This window comes from Cupriavidus laharis (assembly GCF_914271435.1).
GTDB classification, from domain to species: Bacteria; Pseudomonadota; Gammaproteobacteria; order Burkholderiales; family Burkholderiaceae; genus Cupriavidus; species Cupriavidus laharis.
Map to the genome: position 1 here is coordinate 246687 of NZ_CAJZAI010000003.1, position 15398 is coordinate 262084.

At 66.8% G+C, this 15398-nt stretch carries 15 protein-coding genes; 8 read left to right on the forward strand and 7 right to left on the reverse strand.

The window, feature by feature from the left end; genetic code table 11:
• Window positions 1-129 precede the first annotated feature (129 nt).
• On the reverse strand, window positions 130-642 hold the full coding sequence (locus LDO29_RS08385) for a MarR family winged helix-turn-helix transcriptional regulator (protein WP_224079330.1): 513 nt from the start codon (window positions 640-642) through the stop codon (window positions 130-132).
• Window positions 643-778: 136 nt separating this feature from the next.
• Here LDO29_RS08385 and badH point away from each other — a divergent pair, with 136 nt between their 5' ends.
• The 4 genes from badH to aliA are packed head-to-tail and all read left to right on the forward strand — an operon-like array spanning window position 779 to window position 5249.
• Window positions 779-1546, forward strand: coding sequence for a 2-hydroxycyclohexanecarboxyl-CoA dehydrogenase (badH, locus tag LDO29_RS08390; RefSeq protein ID WP_224079331.1), 768 nt, complete (start codon window positions 779-781; stop codon window positions 1544-1546).
• A gap of 41 nt (window positions 1547-1587) precedes the next feature.
• Window positions 1588-2370, forward strand: coding sequence for a 2-ketocyclohexanecarboxyl-CoA hydrolase (gene badI, locus LDO29_RS08395; RefSeq protein WP_224079332.1), 783 nt, complete (start codon window positions 1588-1590; stop codon window positions 2368-2370).
• A gap of 21 nt (window positions 2371-2391) precedes the next feature.
• Window positions 2392-3543, forward strand: coding sequence for a cyclohexanecarboxyl-CoA dehydrogenase (gene aliB, locus LDO29_RS08400; RefSeq protein WP_224079333.1), 1152 nt, complete (start codon window positions 2392-2394; stop codon window positions 3541-3543).
• Between the two features lie 44 nt (window positions 3544-3587).
• Window positions 3588-5249 (forward strand): cyclohexanecarboxylate-CoA ligase, encoded by a 1662-nt coding sequence (gene aliA, locus LDO29_RS08405; RefSeq protein WP_224079334.1) that lies wholly within the window; start codon window positions 3588-3590, stop codon window positions 5247-5249.
• Between the two features lie 65 nt (window positions 5250-5314).
• On the opposite strand, the gene LDO29_RS08410 is transcribed toward aliA, so the two are convergent.
• The 3 genes from LDO29_RS08410 to LDO29_RS08420 all read right to left on the reverse strand — a co-directional run bounded on the left by LDO29_RS08410 (window position 5315) and on the right by LDO29_RS08420 (window position 7366).
• Complete coding sequence (locus LDO29_RS08410; RefSeq protein WP_224079335.1) at window positions 5315-5638, reverse strand: DUF2917 domain-containing protein; 324 nt, start codon at window positions 5636-5638, stop codon at window positions 5315-5317.
• Window positions 5614-6579, reverse strand: a complete 966-nt coding sequence (locus LDO29_RS08415; protein WP_224079336.1) for an alpha/beta fold hydrolase — start codon at window positions 6577-6579, stop codon at window positions 5614-5616. Before LDO29_RS08415 ends, LDO29_RS08410 begins: the two co-directional genes overlap by 25 nt.
• A gap of 178 nt (window positions 6580-6757) precedes the next feature.
• On the reverse strand, window positions 6758-7366 hold the full coding sequence (locus LDO29_RS08420) for a TetR/AcrR family transcriptional regulator (RefSeq protein ID WP_224079337.1): 609 nt from the start codon (window positions 7364-7366) through the stop codon (window positions 6758-6760).
• 296 nt (window positions 7367-7662) lie between these two features.
• Between LDO29_RS08420 and LDO29_RS08425 the strand changes: the two genes are divergently transcribed.
• The 4 genes from LDO29_RS08425 to fahA all read left to right on the forward strand — a co-directional run bounded on the left by LDO29_RS08425 (window position 7663) and on the right by fahA (window position 12878).
• Window positions 7663-8037, forward strand: coding sequence for a helix-turn-helix domain-containing protein (locus LDO29_RS08425; protein WP_224079338.1), 375 nt, complete (start codon window positions 7663-7665; stop codon window positions 8035-8037).
• A gap of 415 nt (window positions 8038-8452) precedes the next feature.
• Window positions 8453-10150: an FAD-dependent oxidoreductase gene (locus LDO29_RS08430; RefSeq protein WP_224079339.1), complete on the forward strand. Its 1698-nt coding sequence runs from the start codon at window positions 8453-8455 to the stop codon at window positions 10148-10150.
• Window positions 10151-10207: 57 nt separating this feature from the next.
• Window positions 10208-11527 (forward strand): homogentisate 1,2-dioxygenase, encoded by a 1320-nt coding sequence (hmgA, locus tag LDO29_RS08435; protein ID WP_224079605.1) that lies wholly within the window; start codon window positions 10208-10210, stop codon window positions 11525-11527.
• Window positions 11528-11609: 82 nt separating this feature from the next.
• A complete protein-coding gene (gene fahA, locus LDO29_RS08440) occupies window positions 11610-12878 on the forward strand; it encodes a fumarylacetoacetase (RefSeq protein ID WP_224079340.1) in 1269 nt (422 codons plus the stop codon).
• A 6-nt stretch (window positions 12879-12884) separates the two neighbouring features.
• Here fahA and LDO29_RS08445 read toward each other — a convergent pair whose 3' ends face one another.
• From LDO29_RS08445 to LDO29_RS08455, 3 genes are read right to left on the reverse strand one after another with little or no spacing between them, the layout of a single operon-like run.
• Window positions 12885-13346, reverse strand: a complete 462-nt coding sequence (locus LDO29_RS08445) for a hotdog family protein (RefSeq protein WP_224079341.1) — start codon at window positions 13344-13346, stop codon at window positions 12885-12887.
• Between the two features lies 1 nt (window position 13347).
• Complete coding sequence (locus tag LDO29_RS08450; RefSeq protein WP_224079342.1) at window positions 13348-14175, reverse strand: beta-ketoacyl synthase chain length factor; 828 nt, start codon at window positions 14173-14175, stop codon at window positions 13348-13350.
• A complete protein-coding gene (locus LDO29_RS08455; protein ID WP_224079343.1) occupies window positions 14172-15371 on the reverse strand; it encodes a beta-ketoacyl-[acyl-carrier-protein] synthase family protein in 1200 nt (399 codons plus the stop codon). Before LDO29_RS08455 ends, LDO29_RS08450 begins: the two co-directional genes overlap by 4 nt.
• Between the last annotated feature and the right edge of the window lie 27 nt (window positions 15372-15398).

A 15398-nucleotide genomic window follows, 5' to 3' on the forward strand; every position in this document is an offset into this window, starting at 1 on the left:
GTTGCGTCTGAGCAATCTCGCAGCTACGCAAGTTGCGCGCCATTGGCCGTGCCAGGCGGCTTCCCGGTATTCCAGGGCGGCGGCAGGCGCGGCCGGCAGTCCGCGCCGTTGCAGGCGTGATACGGCGGCTCAGTCGCTTTCAGCGTCTGCCGCGCCGGTGTCCAGTGCGCGCATATTGTCGAGCAGCTTGAGCAGGTAGTGCAGCGTGTGCGTCAGGTCGTTCGTGGAGAAACCTTCCAGCGCGCGCTCGTAGTAGTCGCGAATCTTCGGCTGCGCCTGGTGCAGCCACACCTCGCGTCCCGTTTCGCTCATGCGCACCAGCCTCGACCGGCGGTCGCGCCCGTCCGGGGCCAGGCTCACGTGGCCGTCCCGTTCCATACGGCTGACCAGCCCCGACAGGTTCTGGCGGCTCACCATCAGGTAGCGTGCCAGGTCGCCCACGCTCATGCCGTCGCCGGCCTCCGGCCGCGACAGCGCGCCCAGGACCGCCCACTGCTGCGTGGTCAGCCCTTCGGCTTCCACGGCGCGTGAACCGGTCTTATGCAACATATTTGCGCATTGATAAAGACGGAAGAACAGCCGGTTGGCCAGTTCCATGCGCGTGTTTGAGGCGATCTCGTCGCCAAATTCCGGGTTAACCATGATGCTTTCCACTGATTGAGAGCCTTGCGTGTCCGCGTGACACAGCCTAGTATAGGTCAATATATTTACCTAATCCGGTGCCGACGCGTGACGCAATGGCGGCACGATAGCACCGGAGACCTTCTGGGAGAAAGCTATGCAAGGACTCAAAGGCAAGACGGTCATCGTGACCGGGGGTGGCGGCGGTATCGGCGGTGCAACGTGTTTGCGCTTTGCGCGCGAAGGCGCGGCAGTGGGCGTGCTGGATCTCAGCGCGGATGCGGCACAGAAGGTGGCGGACCGCATTACCGAGGCCGGCGGGAAAGCGCTGGCAATACCTTGCGACATCACCGACCGGGCCAGCGTGGATGCGGCCGTGGCCGCGGTGCAGGAAGGGCTGGGTCCCATCGGCGTGCTGGTCAATAACGCCGGCTGGGATGTGTTCCGGCCCTTCACAAAGACCGAGCCGGCGCAATGGGAGCGCCTGATTGCCATCAACCTGACTGGCGCGCTGCATATGCATCACGCGGTGCTGCCCGGCATGGTGGAGCGCAAGCAGGGCCGCATCATCAACATCGCCTCGGACGCTGCGCGCGTGGGGTCGTCCGGCGAAGCCGTCTATGCCGCGTGCAAGGGCGGGCTGGTGTCGTTCTCCAAGACCATTGCGCGAGAACATGCGCGCCACGGCATCACGGTCAACGTGGTGTGCCCGGGGCCGACGCAGACCGCGCTGTTCGAAGACTACAAGCAGGGCGCCGGCAACCCCGAGAAGCTCGTGGAAGCGTTCACGCGCTCGATTCCGCTCGGCCGCATCGGCCAGCCCGACGACCTGCCCGGCGCCATTGCCTTCTTTGCCAGCGACGACGCGGCATTCATCACCGGACAGGTACTCAGCGTGTCCGGCGGACTGACCATGAACGGCTGATGGCCGCGCCAGACAAGGCACCACACAGGAGACGGAACACCATGCAATACGAAGACATCCGCTACGAAGTCCGCAACGGCGCGGCCTGGATCATCATCAACCGCCCGGAAAAGATGAACGCCTTCCGCGGCCGCACCTGCGACGAGCTGATCCACGCGATCAACCGCGCGGGCTATGACCGCGAGATCGGCGCGATCGTGCTGGCCGGTGCCGGTGACAAGGCCTTCTGCACCGGCGGCGATCAGTCCGCCCATGAAGGCCAGTACGACGGGCGCGGCACCATCGGCCTGCCGATGGAAGAGCTGCACAACGCCATTCGCGACGTACCCAAGCCCGTCATCGCGCGCGTGCAGGGCTATGCCGTCGGCGGCGGCAACGTGCTGTGCACGATCTGCGATTTCACAATCGCCTCCGAAAAGGCCGTGTTCGGGCAGGTCGGGCCGAAGGTCGGCTCGGTCGATCCCGGCTACGGCACGGCCTTCCTCGCGCGCGTCGTTGGCGAAAAGAAGGCGCGCGAGATCTGGTATCTGTGCCGCCGCTACCCTGCTGCCGAGGCGCTGGCGATGGGCCTGGTCAACGCCGTGGTGCCGCATGAGCAGCTCGATGCCGAGGTGCAGAAGTGGTGCGACGAGATCCTGGAGAAGAGCCCGACCGCCATCGCCATCGCCAAGCGCTCGTTCAACATGGACACCGCCCACCAGAGCGGCATCGCCGGCATGGGCATGTATGCGCTCAAGCTCTACTACGACACCGAGGAATCGCGCGAGGGCGTCAAGGCTTTCCAGGAAAAGCGCAAGCCCGAGTTCCGCAAGTATGCGAAGTGAGCGAAACAAGCAGAGAACGCCATGAATCCCTACCTTGACGAAGACTTGTCGGCGCTGGCCGAGCATGCCCGCCGCTTTGCCGACGCGCGCGTCGCGCCCGGCTACCTGGAGCGCGACCGTACCCGCGTGCTCGATCGCGCGCTGATGCGCGAGATGGGCGAGATGGGCTTTATCGCGCCGGAGCTGCCGGAACAGTATGGCGGGCAGGGCATGGGCTCGCTCGCGGCCGGCGTGATCCACGAAGCGGTGGCGCGCGCCGACCTGAGCCTGTCGTACATCAACCTGCTGGCTTCGCTGAACGGGCAGATCCTGGCGCACCATGCGCGGCCGGAGATTGCCGGCCCGTGGCTGCAGCGCCTGACTCGCGGCGAAGCGCTGCTGGCGATTGCGCTGACCGAGCCGCGCGGCGGCTCGGACGCGGCCAGCCTGCGCCTGCGCATGGAGCGCGATGGCGACCACTATGTGCTCAACGGCGAGAAAACGTCGATTTCTGCCGCAGACCAGGCCGATGCCGCGGTGGTGTTCGCGCGCAGCGGTTCGGTCGAGTCGGGCGCGCGCGGCGTGTCGGCGCTGCTGGTGCCGATGGACCTGCCGGGCATCACGCGCAACCGCTTCGATTGCCATGGCCAGCGTGCCATCGGCCGCGGCTCGATCTTCTTCGAGAACGTGCGCGTGCCGGCGAGCCACCTGCTCGGCAAGGAAGGCGAGGGCTTCGTGCAGGTGATGCAGGGCTTCGATTTCTCGCGCGCGCTGATCGGCCTGCAGGTGCTCGCGGTGGCGCAGGCGGCGCTGGATGAAACCTGGGAATACGTGGCGGAGCGCCAGGCCTTCGGGAAGCCGCTGTCGGCGTTCCAGGGTGTGTCGCATCCGCTCGCGGACTTCGAGACGCAGGTCACGGCCGCGCGCCTGCTGTGCCTGCAGACGCTGTGGCTGAAGGACCGTGGCCTGCTGCATACCGCCGAAGCCGCGATGTGCAAGTGGTGGGCCCCCAAGCTGGCGTACGACGTGGTGCACCAGTGCCTGCTTTCGTTCGGCCACGGCGGCTATGACAGGGGTGCGATGGAGCAGCGCCTGCGCGACGTGCTCGGCTTCCAGATCGGCGACGGCACCGCGCAGATCATGAAGACCATCATCGCGCGCACGCGCGCAGGGCGCGAAGCGGTGCCGGCCTGACGCGGCGACGACCGCCCGAGCCATCCGACAACGAGGAGACACCCATGGATTTCGACGCCGTACTGATCGCGCCGCGTCGCGCCGCCAGCATCGCCGCCGGGCACTGGCCGGACCGCACCATCAACGACTATCTCGCCGCCTCCGAGCGCAAGCGGCCCGACGCCCCCGCGCTGACGGCGGTGAGCGTGGACGACGGCAGCGTGACCCGTTTCACCTGGCGTGAGCTGGCGCGGATGGCGGACCGCGTCGCGCTCGGGCTGAGCCGCCTGGGCATCGGCGCGCAGGACATCGTGTCCTGCCAACTGCCCAACGGCTGGCACCTGGCCGTGCTGTACCTGGCCTGCGCGCGCCTGGGCGCGGTGCTCAACCCGGTCATGCCGATCTTCCGCGAGCGCGAGCTGTCGTTCATGCTGGCGCACGCGCAAAGCAAGGTGGTGGTGGTGCCGAAGGTGTTCCGCGGCTTCGATCATGCGCAGATGTTGCGGGGTTTGCGCGATGCGTTGCCTGCGCTGCGTCATATCGTCGTGGTGGATGGCGATGGCGACGACAGCTTCGAGGCGCTGCTGAGCGGCCCGTCCTGGGAAGACGCCACCGATGCCGCCGCCATCCTGCAACGCAGCCGCCCGGGTCCAGACGACGTCACGCAGCTGATCTACACCTCCGGCACCACCGGCGAGCCCAAGGGCGTGATGCATACCGCGAACACGCTGTTCTCCAACATCGTCGCCTATGCCGATCGACTCCATCTCACCGGCGACGACGTGGTCCTGATGGCCTCGCCGATGGCGCACCAGACCGGCTTCATGTACGGCCTGATGATGCCGGTGGTGTTGGGCGCGCATGCGGTGCTGCAGGACATCTGGGATCCCGCGCGCGCCGCCGCGCTGATCCGCGACGAGGGCGTGACCTTTACCATGGGCTCCACGCCTTTCCTCACGGACCTGGCCCGCGTGGTGGCCGAGTCCGGCGCCCCGGTGCCGAGCCTGCGCATCTTCCTGTGCGCGGGCGCGCCGATACCGGGTGCGCTGGTCGAGCAGGCACGGCAGGCGCTAGGGGCGAAGATCGTGTCGGCATGGGGCATGACCGAGAACGGCGCGGTCACCACGACGCTGCCGGAGGACAGCGACGAGCGGGCGTCGACAACCGACGGCCGCCCGCTGCCCGGGGTTTCGATTCGCGTCGTCGATGGTACCGACGCGGACGTGCCGGTCGGCGAGACTGGCCGGCTGCTGGTGCGCGCCTGCTCGAACTTCGGCGGCTACCTGAAGCGCCCGCAACTGAACGGGACTGACGCCGATGGCTGGTTCGACACCGGCGACCTGGCCCGGCTCGATGCCGATGGCTACCTGCGCATCGCCGGCCGAAGCAAGGACGTGATCATCCGCGGCGGCGAGAACATTCCGGTCGTGGAGATCGAGACGCTGCTGTACCGGCATCCGGCTGTGGCGCAGGTCGCCATCGTCGCGTATCCGGACGAGCGGCTGGGCGAGCGCGCCTGTGCCGTGGTCGTGCCCAGGGAGGGGCAGGGCTTCGACAAGCAGGCGATGGTGGATTTCCTGAAGGCGCAGAAGGTGGCACTGCAGTACATCCCCGAACAGCTGGTCGTGCGGGACGCCTTGCCGGCCACGCCGTCTGGCAAGGTGCAGAAGTTCAGGTTGCGAGAAATGCTGCAAGAGCAGGCGCCCGAAGGTAAATTAAGCAATTAACTGACAGGCCAGCGCTACATCTGGTAAAAGCGGGGAGACGCTATGCTTCTCCCCGCTGCAAAGCGCTAACTGCCAGTGTGCAAAGGGTGGGCCAGCCCCAGCAGGCGCCTGAGCCGGCTACGCCAGCCGCTGGCGGCATCGCTGCCCGATCGGCAACGTGTGACGTGCAGTGTGGCTGGGGTGACAGCGTACAATTCCACGCGGCTGGCTTCGGGCAGCGTGAAGCTCTCGCTGGCGGCCAGGGATGTGTCCTTTGGATCGCCGTCGCGGATCAGCCACAGCTCGCCCGCAGTGCAGCGCACCGCAACGCGTTCGCCCGGATCGGCCACTACGCGTAGCGAGGCGCGCGCGGGCAAGGTGGCTGTCATGTCGTTGCTGACCAGGAACATGTCGGTTCTCCCGCGTTCACTGCAAGGCCGGGCCGCGCCAGCCCTGGCAAAGGCTGCGCTGGCGCCGGGCTGATAAAGTCGGCGATGCGCGCGATGACGCCGGCATCCTGCAGGATGCGCCGGTGGCCCAGGCCTTCGGTTGTCACCAATTGCGCCCGGGGCCACGCGCCTGCAATGGCGGCACCATCCTCCCAGCGTACTTCGCGGTCGTGCCGGTCATGGACGACCAGCGTGGGTGGCACGGGGCGTGTGCGGCCCACATCCGGCACGTTGAAGGCGGACCAGGGCATGCCCAGCCATTGCTCGCTGTTGCGCTGCATGCGCGCGAGCACGCGCGGACCGATGCCGAGCCGCCAGGCCATGGTTGCGCAGGCGGCGTGCATATCGGCAGGCGGGCCTACCATCACGGCGGCGCGCACCGGCAGGCCTTCCCGAATGGCGAGCGCGCTTGCGGCGCTACCCAGCGAGTGCGAAATCACTGCGTGCACGGGGCCGGCGTGCCACGCCGCTGCCAACAGCGAGCGCGACATTTCGGGTACCGAAGTCTGCGTGTTGCCGCGCACCCCTGCATCGGAGGCACCGTGCGACAGCGCATCGAAGGCCGCCACGCGCATGCCGGCGGCCAGCAGCCCGTCCACCACCGCATGCCACTGGCCCGCGTGGCCGCCCCAGCCATGGGCCAGCAGCACGACAGGGCCTTGACTGCCCCAGCGGTAGACGCGCACGCGCCGGCTGGGCCCATGGCCAACGACCAGCGCCCATTCTGCACGCGCGCGCTCAAGTACGCGCAATGCAGCGCCGTTCGGTATCGCATGCGGCGGGCCGAACCACAGCCTCTCCAGCGCCCGCGCGGTGCCCGCCGGGTTTAGCAAGCTGCCGGCCTGCCAGCGCAGGCGTGTCAGGGCGCCCGGTGCCCCTTGGCCCGGAGCCGCTTGCTTCACGGCGGGGCCTGGGGCCGATGATGAAAGTCCTTGCCTCACAACAAACACCTCCAACTGATTTGGCGCGTGGATCTGTCCGGCCAAGGCCCTTCGTGCCCGTCCACACTGTTATAAAGAACGACCAGTCGTGCTTTTTTTGAGAAAACCCAGCGCCATCGTCCGGAATCCTTAGGGGGCTTCAGCCTGCCGTCGACGTCTGCTGACGGGCACGGCTGAGTAGGCCGGCAAACGCGCGCCGCGCCATGGTTTCGGCGTCGCTCCGGCCCAGCAGCTTGAACGACTGCTGGAACGACATGCCGATGCCCACCATGTCGAATGCGAACTGGCGCGCATCGACGTCAGCGGCAAACTGGCCTTCTTCGACGCAGTCCGTCACCACGCGGGCGATGGTGCTGTGCCAGTCCTTCAGCGACTGCACCACCTGGTCGCGGATCGTGCCCGGCTTGTCCCGGTATTCCTGCCCGAGTGCCGTGAACAGGCAGCGCCCCTGGGTCACGGTGCCGCCCAGCCATTCGAGATAGCCTTCGAACAGCGCCTCCAGCCGCGGCACGCCGCGCGGCTGGCGCATGGCAGGGCGCACGACCATTGCGGCAAAGCGTTCCGTGGCCAGTTCCAGAACGGCCTGCTGCAACACCTCCTTCGATTTGAAGTGTGCATACAGCCCGCTCTTGGACATATTCGTATCTGCCGCCAGACTTGCCAGCGAAAGCTGTTCGAAGCCGACCCGGGCGGCTGTGTCGAGCGCCTGTTCGATGATGGCGTTGCGCGTAAGCTGGCCTTTTTGCATGGAATGCAGAATAGCACGACCGGTCGGTTTGTCAACGAAATTACCACTACGTGGCTGAGGGCATGCAAGTCATGCGCAACCGGCGTCAACGCAATCGGTACATTGTCGTTAGTGTCAGGGCGGTGCGACGATTTAGTGCAGTATCCGGCCCATAGACAGCCGGCTTTGGCGCCGGATAATCTCGTTGCAAGAAATCTGCACAAAGTGTTTCGGCAGTTACATACGGAATGCTTTGCGTGCTCTATACTCGAATGCACGTCCGCGCACTTTTTTTTCACTGGTGACTGGAGACCGACATGAACAGTACAGCCGTGCCAAGAGGCGCTAGCGAACCGTTCCGGCAACTGCGGGCGTTGCGTCGAGCGCGCAAGCTGAAGCAGGAAGACGTTGCCCGTAAGGCTGGGATTTCGCGAGAAGCCTACCTGCGCGCAGAGTCTGGCCAGGCCGATCCCCGCATGTCGACCTTCCTGGCCGCATGCGAAGCCCTGGGGCTTGAAGTCGTTCTGGCGCCGCAGCATCTTGCTGCCGACGTAAACGCATTCATCGCCAGCCGCAATGGTGGTGTCACGGCAGCCTCGATGGCCGGCCAGGCGGCCGCCCCGAGTGCGCCGGCGACAGCGGCCAGCCCGGCTACCGGCAGCTTCGGCTCCGGTTCAGGCGAGGGCCACTAGCCAGCCTTCCCATGACTGCCTGACCGGCCACGTTCCAGACGGGCCGGCACAGGTGGCCCACTGCCGGACAGGTGGGCGACAGCAACCGGCACAGTGCGCTCGCACTGTGCCGGTTGCTGTCGTTCGGAGTATCCCTTCGGTCTACTGCCGCGCCGCCGACACATTCCCGCGGCTTGCTTTCTTCCCTGCGGTTTTTCTCCGCGTTTTTCCTGTTTCCCGCCTACAACTTCAGTGATGTGCGCTTTTCCGCGCGCGCCCCTGGCAGTGGTTTGACACGTTCTTGCTGAATGATTACGATATGGTAAATGCATTACGCATTCCGTAATTCAGCCTGAAGAGCCCGGCGCATGTGCGCTGGAAAGACAAGCTCCGAGGCCCGCGGCACAGCCGGACACCGGCGTGACATGGAGACACCGTGGACATCAGCTACCAGACTCGTACCTTCGCGTACCAGCCATGCGCCGAGCAGCGCATGCCGCTGGAAGGCGGTGGTATGCCTGCACTGCATCCCGTTGCGGTGGTGGGCGCGGGGCCGGTGGGACTGGCGGCGGCGATCGACCTTGCGCAGCGCGGCGTGCCTGTGGTGTTGCTCGACGACGACTGCACGCTTGCCAGCGGGTCGCGCGCGATCTGCTTCGCCAAGCGCACGCTCGATATCCTGGATCGCCTGGGCTGCGGCGAGCGCCTTGCCGCCAAGGGTGTGAGCTGGCACGTGGGCAAGGTGTTTTTCGACGCCTCGCTCGTGTACCAGTTCGACCTGCTGCCCGAAGGCGGCCATCGCCGGCCGGCGTTCGTCAATCTGCAGCAGTACTATCTGGAAGGCTTCCTCGTGGACCGAGCTGCCGAGCTACCTGGCATCGACCTGCGCTGGCGGCACCGCGTGTGCGATCTGGTTCAGGACCAGGAGGGCGTCTGGCTGACCGTGGAAACGCCTGATGGCACCTACCGGCTGCGCTCGCGCTATGTGGTGGCCGCCGACGGCGCGCACAGTGCAGTGCGCTGCCTGATGGGGCTGGAAAGCAAGGGCCGCGTCTTCCGCGACCGCTTCCTGATCGCCGATGTGAAGATGTTGGCGCCGTTCCCGGCCGAGCGCTGGTTCTGGTTCAACCCGCCATTCAACCGTGGCCAGTCGGCGTTGCTGCACCGCCAGCCCGATGACGTCTGGCGTATTGATTTCCAGCTTGGCTGGGACGCGGACCCCGACACGGAGAAGCAGCCGGAGCGCGTCATACCGCGCATCCGCGCGATGCTGGGCGACGATGTCGACTTCGCGCTGGAATGGGTCAGCGTCTACACCTTCTGCTGCCAGCGCATGGATGCATTCCGCCATGGCCGCGTGCTGTTTGCCGGCGATGCCGCGCACCGTGTGTCGCCCTTCGGCGCGCGTGGCGCCAACAGCGGCGTGCAGGACGCGGAGAACCTGGCCTGGAAGCTGGCCCTGGTCGTGCAGGGCCGTGCCGACGATGCGCTGCTCGATACCTACGCCAGCGAACGCGAGGCAGCTGCCGACGAGAACATCCGCCATTCCACGCGTTCGACGGATTTCATCACGCCCAAGAGCGCAGTGAGCCGCACGTTCCGCGATGCCGTGCTGCGGCTGGCCCGCCAACATGCGTTTGCACGGCAACTGGTCAACAGCGGCCGCCTGTCGCAGCCGTCGGTGCTGGACGGCTCGCCGCTCAATACGCCGGACACCGACAGCTTCGCCGGCGCCATGGTGCCGGGCGCTGCCTGTGCCGACGCGCCTGTCACCGCCGGCACGCCCGCCCATGCCGGCTGGCTGCTTGGCGAAATGGGCGCCGGCTTCACCGCGATGGTGTTCGGCAGCGGGCACGGCGTTTCCCTGGAGGCGCTTGCCGCTGCGCCGGTACCAGTGACCGTGCTGTGCGTCGTGCCTCCGGCCGAGGCCAACGCGGTACCGCCTGGCCTGCATGCCGTGACCGACACCGAAGGCCTGGCCGCACAACGCTATGACGCGCGCCCGGGCACCTGTTACCTGCTGCGTCCTGACCAGCATGTCTGCGCGCGCTGGCGCCGTTTTTCCGCGGATGCCGTACTTCGCGCCATGCAACAGGCGCTTTGCGCGCCAACGATCCAACATGCCGCTGTGTAGCGCGCCATGCCCACCGATTCCACTAGAAAGCTCCCGACCCCCGACGCTGATCCGACCATGAACCTCACGCACACCCAGCTGGCCGAACACGGCTACATGTCCGGCTTTGCCAACGAATTCGCCACCGAGGCGCTGCCTGGCGCACTGCCGGTCGGCCAGAACTCGCCGCAGCGCGCACCGTATGGCCTGTATGCCGAGCAGTTGTCCGGCACGGCCTTCACCGCGCCGCGCGCCCACAACCGCCGGTCGTGGCTGTATCGCATTCGCCCGGCTGCCATGCACAAGCCATTCACACTGGTGGAGCAGTCGCGTTTCCTGAGCCGCTTCGACGAAGTGCCGCCGTCGCCGAACCAGATGCGCTGGAGCCCGCCGGCCATGCCTACCACGCCGACGGATTTCGTCGACGGCATCGTCACCATGGCAGGCAACGGCGGCCCGGAAGCCATGACGGGCTGCGGCATTCACCTGTACCTGGCCAACCAGTCGATGCAGGATCGCTTCTTCTACAACGCCGACGGCGAAATGCTGATCGTGCCGCAGCAAGGCCGCCTGCTGATGGTGACCGAGCTGGGCCGCCTGGAAGTCGAACCCCAGGAGATCGTCGTGATCCCGCGCGGCGTACGTTTCCGCGTCGAGTTGCCGGATGGCGAAGCACGCGGCTATATCTGCGAGAACTACGGCGCGCTGTTCAAGCTGCCCGACCTGGGCGTGATCGGCTCCAACGGCCTGGCCAACCCGCGCGACTTCATGACCCCGGTGGCCGCCTACGAGGACCGCGAAGGCGATTTCGAGCTGGTGGCCAAGTTCCAGGGCAACCTGTGGCGTGCCGACATCGGCCATTCGCCGCTGGACGTGGTGGCGTGGCACGGCAACTTCGCGCCGTACAAGTACGACCTGCGCCGCTTCAACACCATCGGCTCGATCAGCTTCGACCACCCGGACCCGTCGATCTTCCTGGTGCTGCAGTCGCCGTCGGACACGCCGGGCGTGGACACCATCGATTTCGTCATTTTCGGGCCGCGCTGGCTGGCCATGGAAAACTCGTTCCGTCCGCCCTGGTTCCACCGCAATATCGCCAGCGAGTTCATGGGCCTGATCACCGGCGTGTACGACGCCAAGGCCGAGGGCTTCGCGCCGGGCGGCGCCAGCCTGCACAACTGCATGAGCGGCCACGGCCCCGATGCGGACACCTTTGCCAAGGCCACCTCGGCAGATACCTCCACGCCGCATCACATCACCGACACCATGGCATTCATGTTCGAGACGCCGGGCGTGATCCGGCCCACGCCGTACGCGGCCCGTTCGGCATCGCTGCAGCAGGACTACTACACCTGCTGGCAAGGGCTGAAAAAGCACTTCAACCCGAACGAGCGCTGAGCACGGCAGGCGCTACGCAGATAAAACAAGCAAACGGCACGCGGCAGAGTCCGCGTGCCGCAGACATTTTCCGGAGTACCTCATGACCGCCCCGACCACCAGCTGGATTGAATCCGCCAACGACGGCAAGACCCATTTCCCCCTGCAGAACCTGCCGTACGGCATCTTTTCCGTGAAGGGCCAGCCCGCGCGCGTCGGCGTGGCGATCGGCAATGCCGTGCTGGATCTCGCCGCGCTGGATGAAGCCGGCCTGCTGCCCGCGGCCGCCAAGGGCAGCTTTGCCGCGGCGAGCCTGAACCGTTTCATCGCACTGGGCAAGCCGGTGTGGTCGGAAACGCGCCAGCGCCTGACCGCGCTGCTGTCGGGCGCCGACGCAGCACTGCGCGACGACGCCGCGCTGCGCGACCGCGCGCTGGTGCCGATGGACCAGGCCACGCTGCACCTGCCGGTCGAGATTCCGGGCTACACCGACTTCTATTCGTCGAAGGAACACGCCACCAACGTCGGCCGCATGTTCCGGGACCCCGACAACGCGCTGCTGCCCAACTGGCTGGAGATCCCCATCGGCTACAACGGCCGCGCCAGCTCGGTGGTCGTGAGCGGTACCGACCTGCACCGCCCGAACGGCCAGATCAAGCTACCGAATGAGGCGCGCCCGACCTTTGGGGCGTGCCGCAAGCTGGATTTCGAGCTTGAGGTGGGCTTCATCGTCGGCAAGGAATCCGCGCTGGGCGAGCCGGTCAGCACGGCCGACGCGCCGGACCACATGTTCGGCATGGTGCTGCTCAATGACTGGAGCGCGCGCGACATCCAGCAGTGGGAATATGTGCCGCTCGGGCCGTTCAATTCGAAGACCTTCGGCACCTCGATTTCGCCGTGGGTCGTGACCATGGAAGCGCTGGAGCCGTTCCGCCGCGACAATCCGGCGCAGTCGCCGGAGCCGCTGCTGTACCTGCAGCAGCAGAGCAAGAACGCCTATGACATTGCGCTCGAAGTGGCGCTGCGCCCGCAAGGCGCCACTGCGCCAAGCACCATCTGCCGCACCAACTTCAAGGCGATGTACTGGACCATGGCGCAGCAACTGGCACACCACACGGTGTCGGGCTGCAATGTGCGCGTCGGCGACCTGATGGGCTCGGGCACGATCAGCGGCACCACGCCGGATTCCTATGGCAGCCTGCTGGAGCTGACCCGCAATGGCGCGGAGCCGCTGAAGCTGGCCGACGGCAGCAGCCGTGCGTTCCTCGAGGACGGCGACGAGGTCATCATGACGGGCTTCGCCGTGGGCAACGGATTCGTTGTCGGCTTTGGCGACGTGTCGGGCAAGATCCTGCCGGCACCCAAGCCGTAAGCTTTTTCAGGTGGCGCCGGGCAGCGCTACATCCAGGATGACCGCCGCCCGGCCTGAGAGCAGCCGTTTCCCGCTGCCGCTGGCTTCGAACGCATAGAGCACGTTGGCGCCTTCGCCGCTGATGCGGTGCGCCTCGATGGTCAGCGGCCCATCGATGTCGTCGAGCCGATCGACGTCCAGCACCAGCTTGCGCACGCTGGCCAGGTAGCCCATGCGCGGACGCTGCGCGTCCTGCTGCAGTGCCGCGCCGTGCACGGCCATCGCCTGCGCCGCGTATTCCACGCCGCACACGGCGGCCAGCCGGCCGTGCGTACGCAGCGGGTTGTCGGCATTGCGGTGGCTGACGGCCTGGCAGCGGATGAAGTCCGAGTCCCAGTCGAGCACGCTGTCGAGCAGGCACATGCTGCCCCAGTGCGGAATCCGGGCCGCGATCCAGGCGCGATCCAGCGGCGTGTGCGGGGCCGGCATGCTATTCGCCAGTCCCGGCGCGCGCCGGCGGCTCCACGGCAACTTGCAGCTGGAGGCCGTCCAGGTAGTCGAGCACCACAGTGCAGGCCGATTGCATGGCAACAGCGTGCAGCAAAGGCAACGCACGTGCGGTCGGCACGGAACGGCGCAGGTCTTCCAGTGCCGCGTTTCCCATCTGTGTCGACGGTGCCTGCGACAAGCCAATTTCAATCCGTGCCAGCGATGCCGCGGTGGCATGCGGCGTCAGCAGCAGCGCTATGCCGAATGGTGCGGGAATAGGACGAAGCGTGCGCAGCGGCTCCGGATAATCCGAGTCGTAGGCGATCAGCAAACATGGTTCCTGGTCGGCCGACACCTGTGCGGCCGTTTCGAGCAGGCCGGCGCCGAAGCTGGCGTTGAGTGCGCTCAGCACATTGGCTGGCCGCATGGCCCGCGTGGCGATCGACCAGTATCCCGCCGCGACGTTGTGCACGGAATTGTGGAAGCGGGTGGGCGACATCAGCGGCTCGGGCTGCGCCAGTGCCTCGCAGATGGCGTGGAAGTTGTGCCCGTCGGCGCTTGACGAGGTAAATACCGTCGGCAGCCCCGCCGCATCCATGCCGCTGGCAGCCACGGCCTGTTGGCCGATCCCAAGCGCCAGGCGGACCGCAGTACCGCTGCGGCGCCGTTCAGCAGGGGGCAGCATGGCCGGCGGCGCCAGTTCGGTCGGGGCGGCCTGGTAGGGTTGCCGGCCGGCCAGCACTTCACTTGCCTGTGCCCAGCTGCCAAGCCCGGGGCCGAGCACGCCAATGCTTTCGATGAAGGCGAGAAGCGGTGTGGCCATGGTCATTGCCCGCCGGTTGCACGCCCGAGCAGCAGGCTGCAATTGGAACCGCCGAAGCCGAACGCGTTGCTCAGCACATAGTGCAGTGGCTGTTCGCTGCCGGCCAGCCGATAGTCGACCGCCAGCGCGGAATCCGCTTGCGTGGTGTTGATGCCGCCCGGCAGGAGTCCATGGCGCAGGGCCAGCGCGCAGATCACGGCTTCCAGTGCGCCGGCGGCGCCGAGCGTGTGTCCGGTGGCGCCCTTGGTGGAACTGCAAGGTGTACCAGGCAGCAGCGCCTTCATCGCGCGCGCTTCGGTGGCGTCATTGGCGCGTGTGGCGGTGCCGTGCAGGTTCACGTAGTCGACCTGTGCCGGCGAGACGCCGGCGCTGGCCAGGGCCTGCTGCATGGCGATGCGCGCACCCAGTCCCTCCGGGTGAGGGGACGACATATGGTGCGCGTCGCTCGATTCACCGATGCCAAGCAGCAGGATGGCGCCGTCCGGCGCGGGCTCCGGTGCACGTTCGAGCAGAATGAAGGCAGCGGCCTCGCCGATCGAGATGCCGTTGCGGTTGGCGTCGAACGGCCGGCACGGCTGGTCTGAGAGCAATTCCAGGGAATCGAAGCCATACAGCGTGGTGTGGCACAGCGAGTCCACGCCTCCCACCACGGCCGCATCGATCAGCCCGGCTTCCATCAGGCGGCGCGCCGAGGTGAACACCTTGGCGCCCGATGAGCATGCCGACGACACCGCGCTTGCCGGGCCTTGCAGCCCGAAGTACGCGCGCACGAAGCCTGGCAGTGAATACGGGCTGTGGGTGCCGGCATAGCTGAACCCTGCCGGCAGCGCGCCGGTCTGCGGGTCACGCTGGCGGTAGGCCAGTTCGGTCTGCAGCACGCCTGCCGTGCTGGTGCCGAGGAACACCCCGACGCGGTCCGCGCCGTACCGTGCCACGGCCTCCCGCACGCGGTCAGCAAAACCATCCTGTTCCAGCGCCAGCAACGCCAGCCGATTATTGCGGCAATCAAAGTCCGCCAGCGCCGCTGGCAAGGTGATGTCATCGACGCCCGGTATCTCGCCAACCCAGGTATCCAGCTTTACGCCGCCGAATTGGCATGGAGCCAGGCCGCCGCGCTGCTCGCGCAGGGCGCTCAGCGTGTCGTCAAGCCCGGTGCCGATGCAACTGGTGGCAGTGAAATGCGAGAGATGGAGCGGCGACACGGAGAGCGGTGTTGGTGGGATCGCGGG

What these genes read in the sequence shown, in the direction of transcription:
- hmgA (WP_224079605.1), top strand. Translation starts at nt 10,208, where the DNA reads ATGAACCTCACGCACACCCAGCTGGCCGAACACGGCTACATGTCCGGC.
- LDO29_RS08420 (WP_224079337.1), bottom strand. Translation starts at nt 7,366, where the DNA reads ATGCAAAAAGGCCAGCTTACGCGCAACGCCATCATCGAACAGGCGCTC.
- LDO29_RS08445 (WP_224079341.1), bottom strand. Translation starts at nt 13,346, where the DNA reads ATGCCGGCCCCGCACACGCCGCTGGATCGCGCCTGGATCGCGGCCCGG.
- fahA (WP_224079340.1), top strand. Translation starts at nt 11,610, where the DNA reads ATGACCGCCCCGACCACCAGCTGGATTGAATCCGCCAACGACGGCAAG.
- aliA (WP_224079334.1), top strand. Translation starts at nt 3,588, where the DNA reads ATGGATTTCGACGCCGTACTGATCGCGCCGCGTCGCGCCGCCAGCATC.
- LDO29_RS08410 (WP_224079335.1), bottom strand. Translation starts at nt 5,638, where the DNA reads ATGTTCCTGGTCAGCAACGACATGACAGCCACCTTGCCCGCGCGCGCC.
- LDO29_RS08385 (WP_224079330.1), bottom strand. Translation starts at nt 642, where the DNA reads ATGGTTAACCCGGAATTTGGCGACGAGATCGCCTCAAACACGCGCATG.
- badH (WP_224079331.1), top strand. Translation starts at nt 779, where the DNA reads ATGCAAGGACTCAAAGGCAAGACGGTCATCGTGACCGGGGGTGGCGGC.
- badI (WP_224079332.1), top strand. Translation starts at nt 1,588, where the DNA reads ATGCAATACGAAGACATCCGCTACGAAGTCCGCAACGGCGCGGCCTGG.
- aliB (WP_224079333.1), top strand. Translation starts at nt 2,392, where the DNA reads ATGAATCCCTACCTTGACGAAGACTTGTCGGCGCTGGCCGAGCATGCC.
- LDO29_RS08450 (WP_224079342.1), bottom strand. Translation starts at nt 14,175, where the DNA reads ATGACCATGGCCACACCGCTTCTCGCCTTCATCGAAAGCATTGGCGTG.
- LDO29_RS08425 (WP_224079338.1), top strand. Translation starts at nt 7,663, where the DNA reads ATGAACAGTACAGCCGTGCCAAGAGGCGCTAGCGAACCGTTCCGGCAA.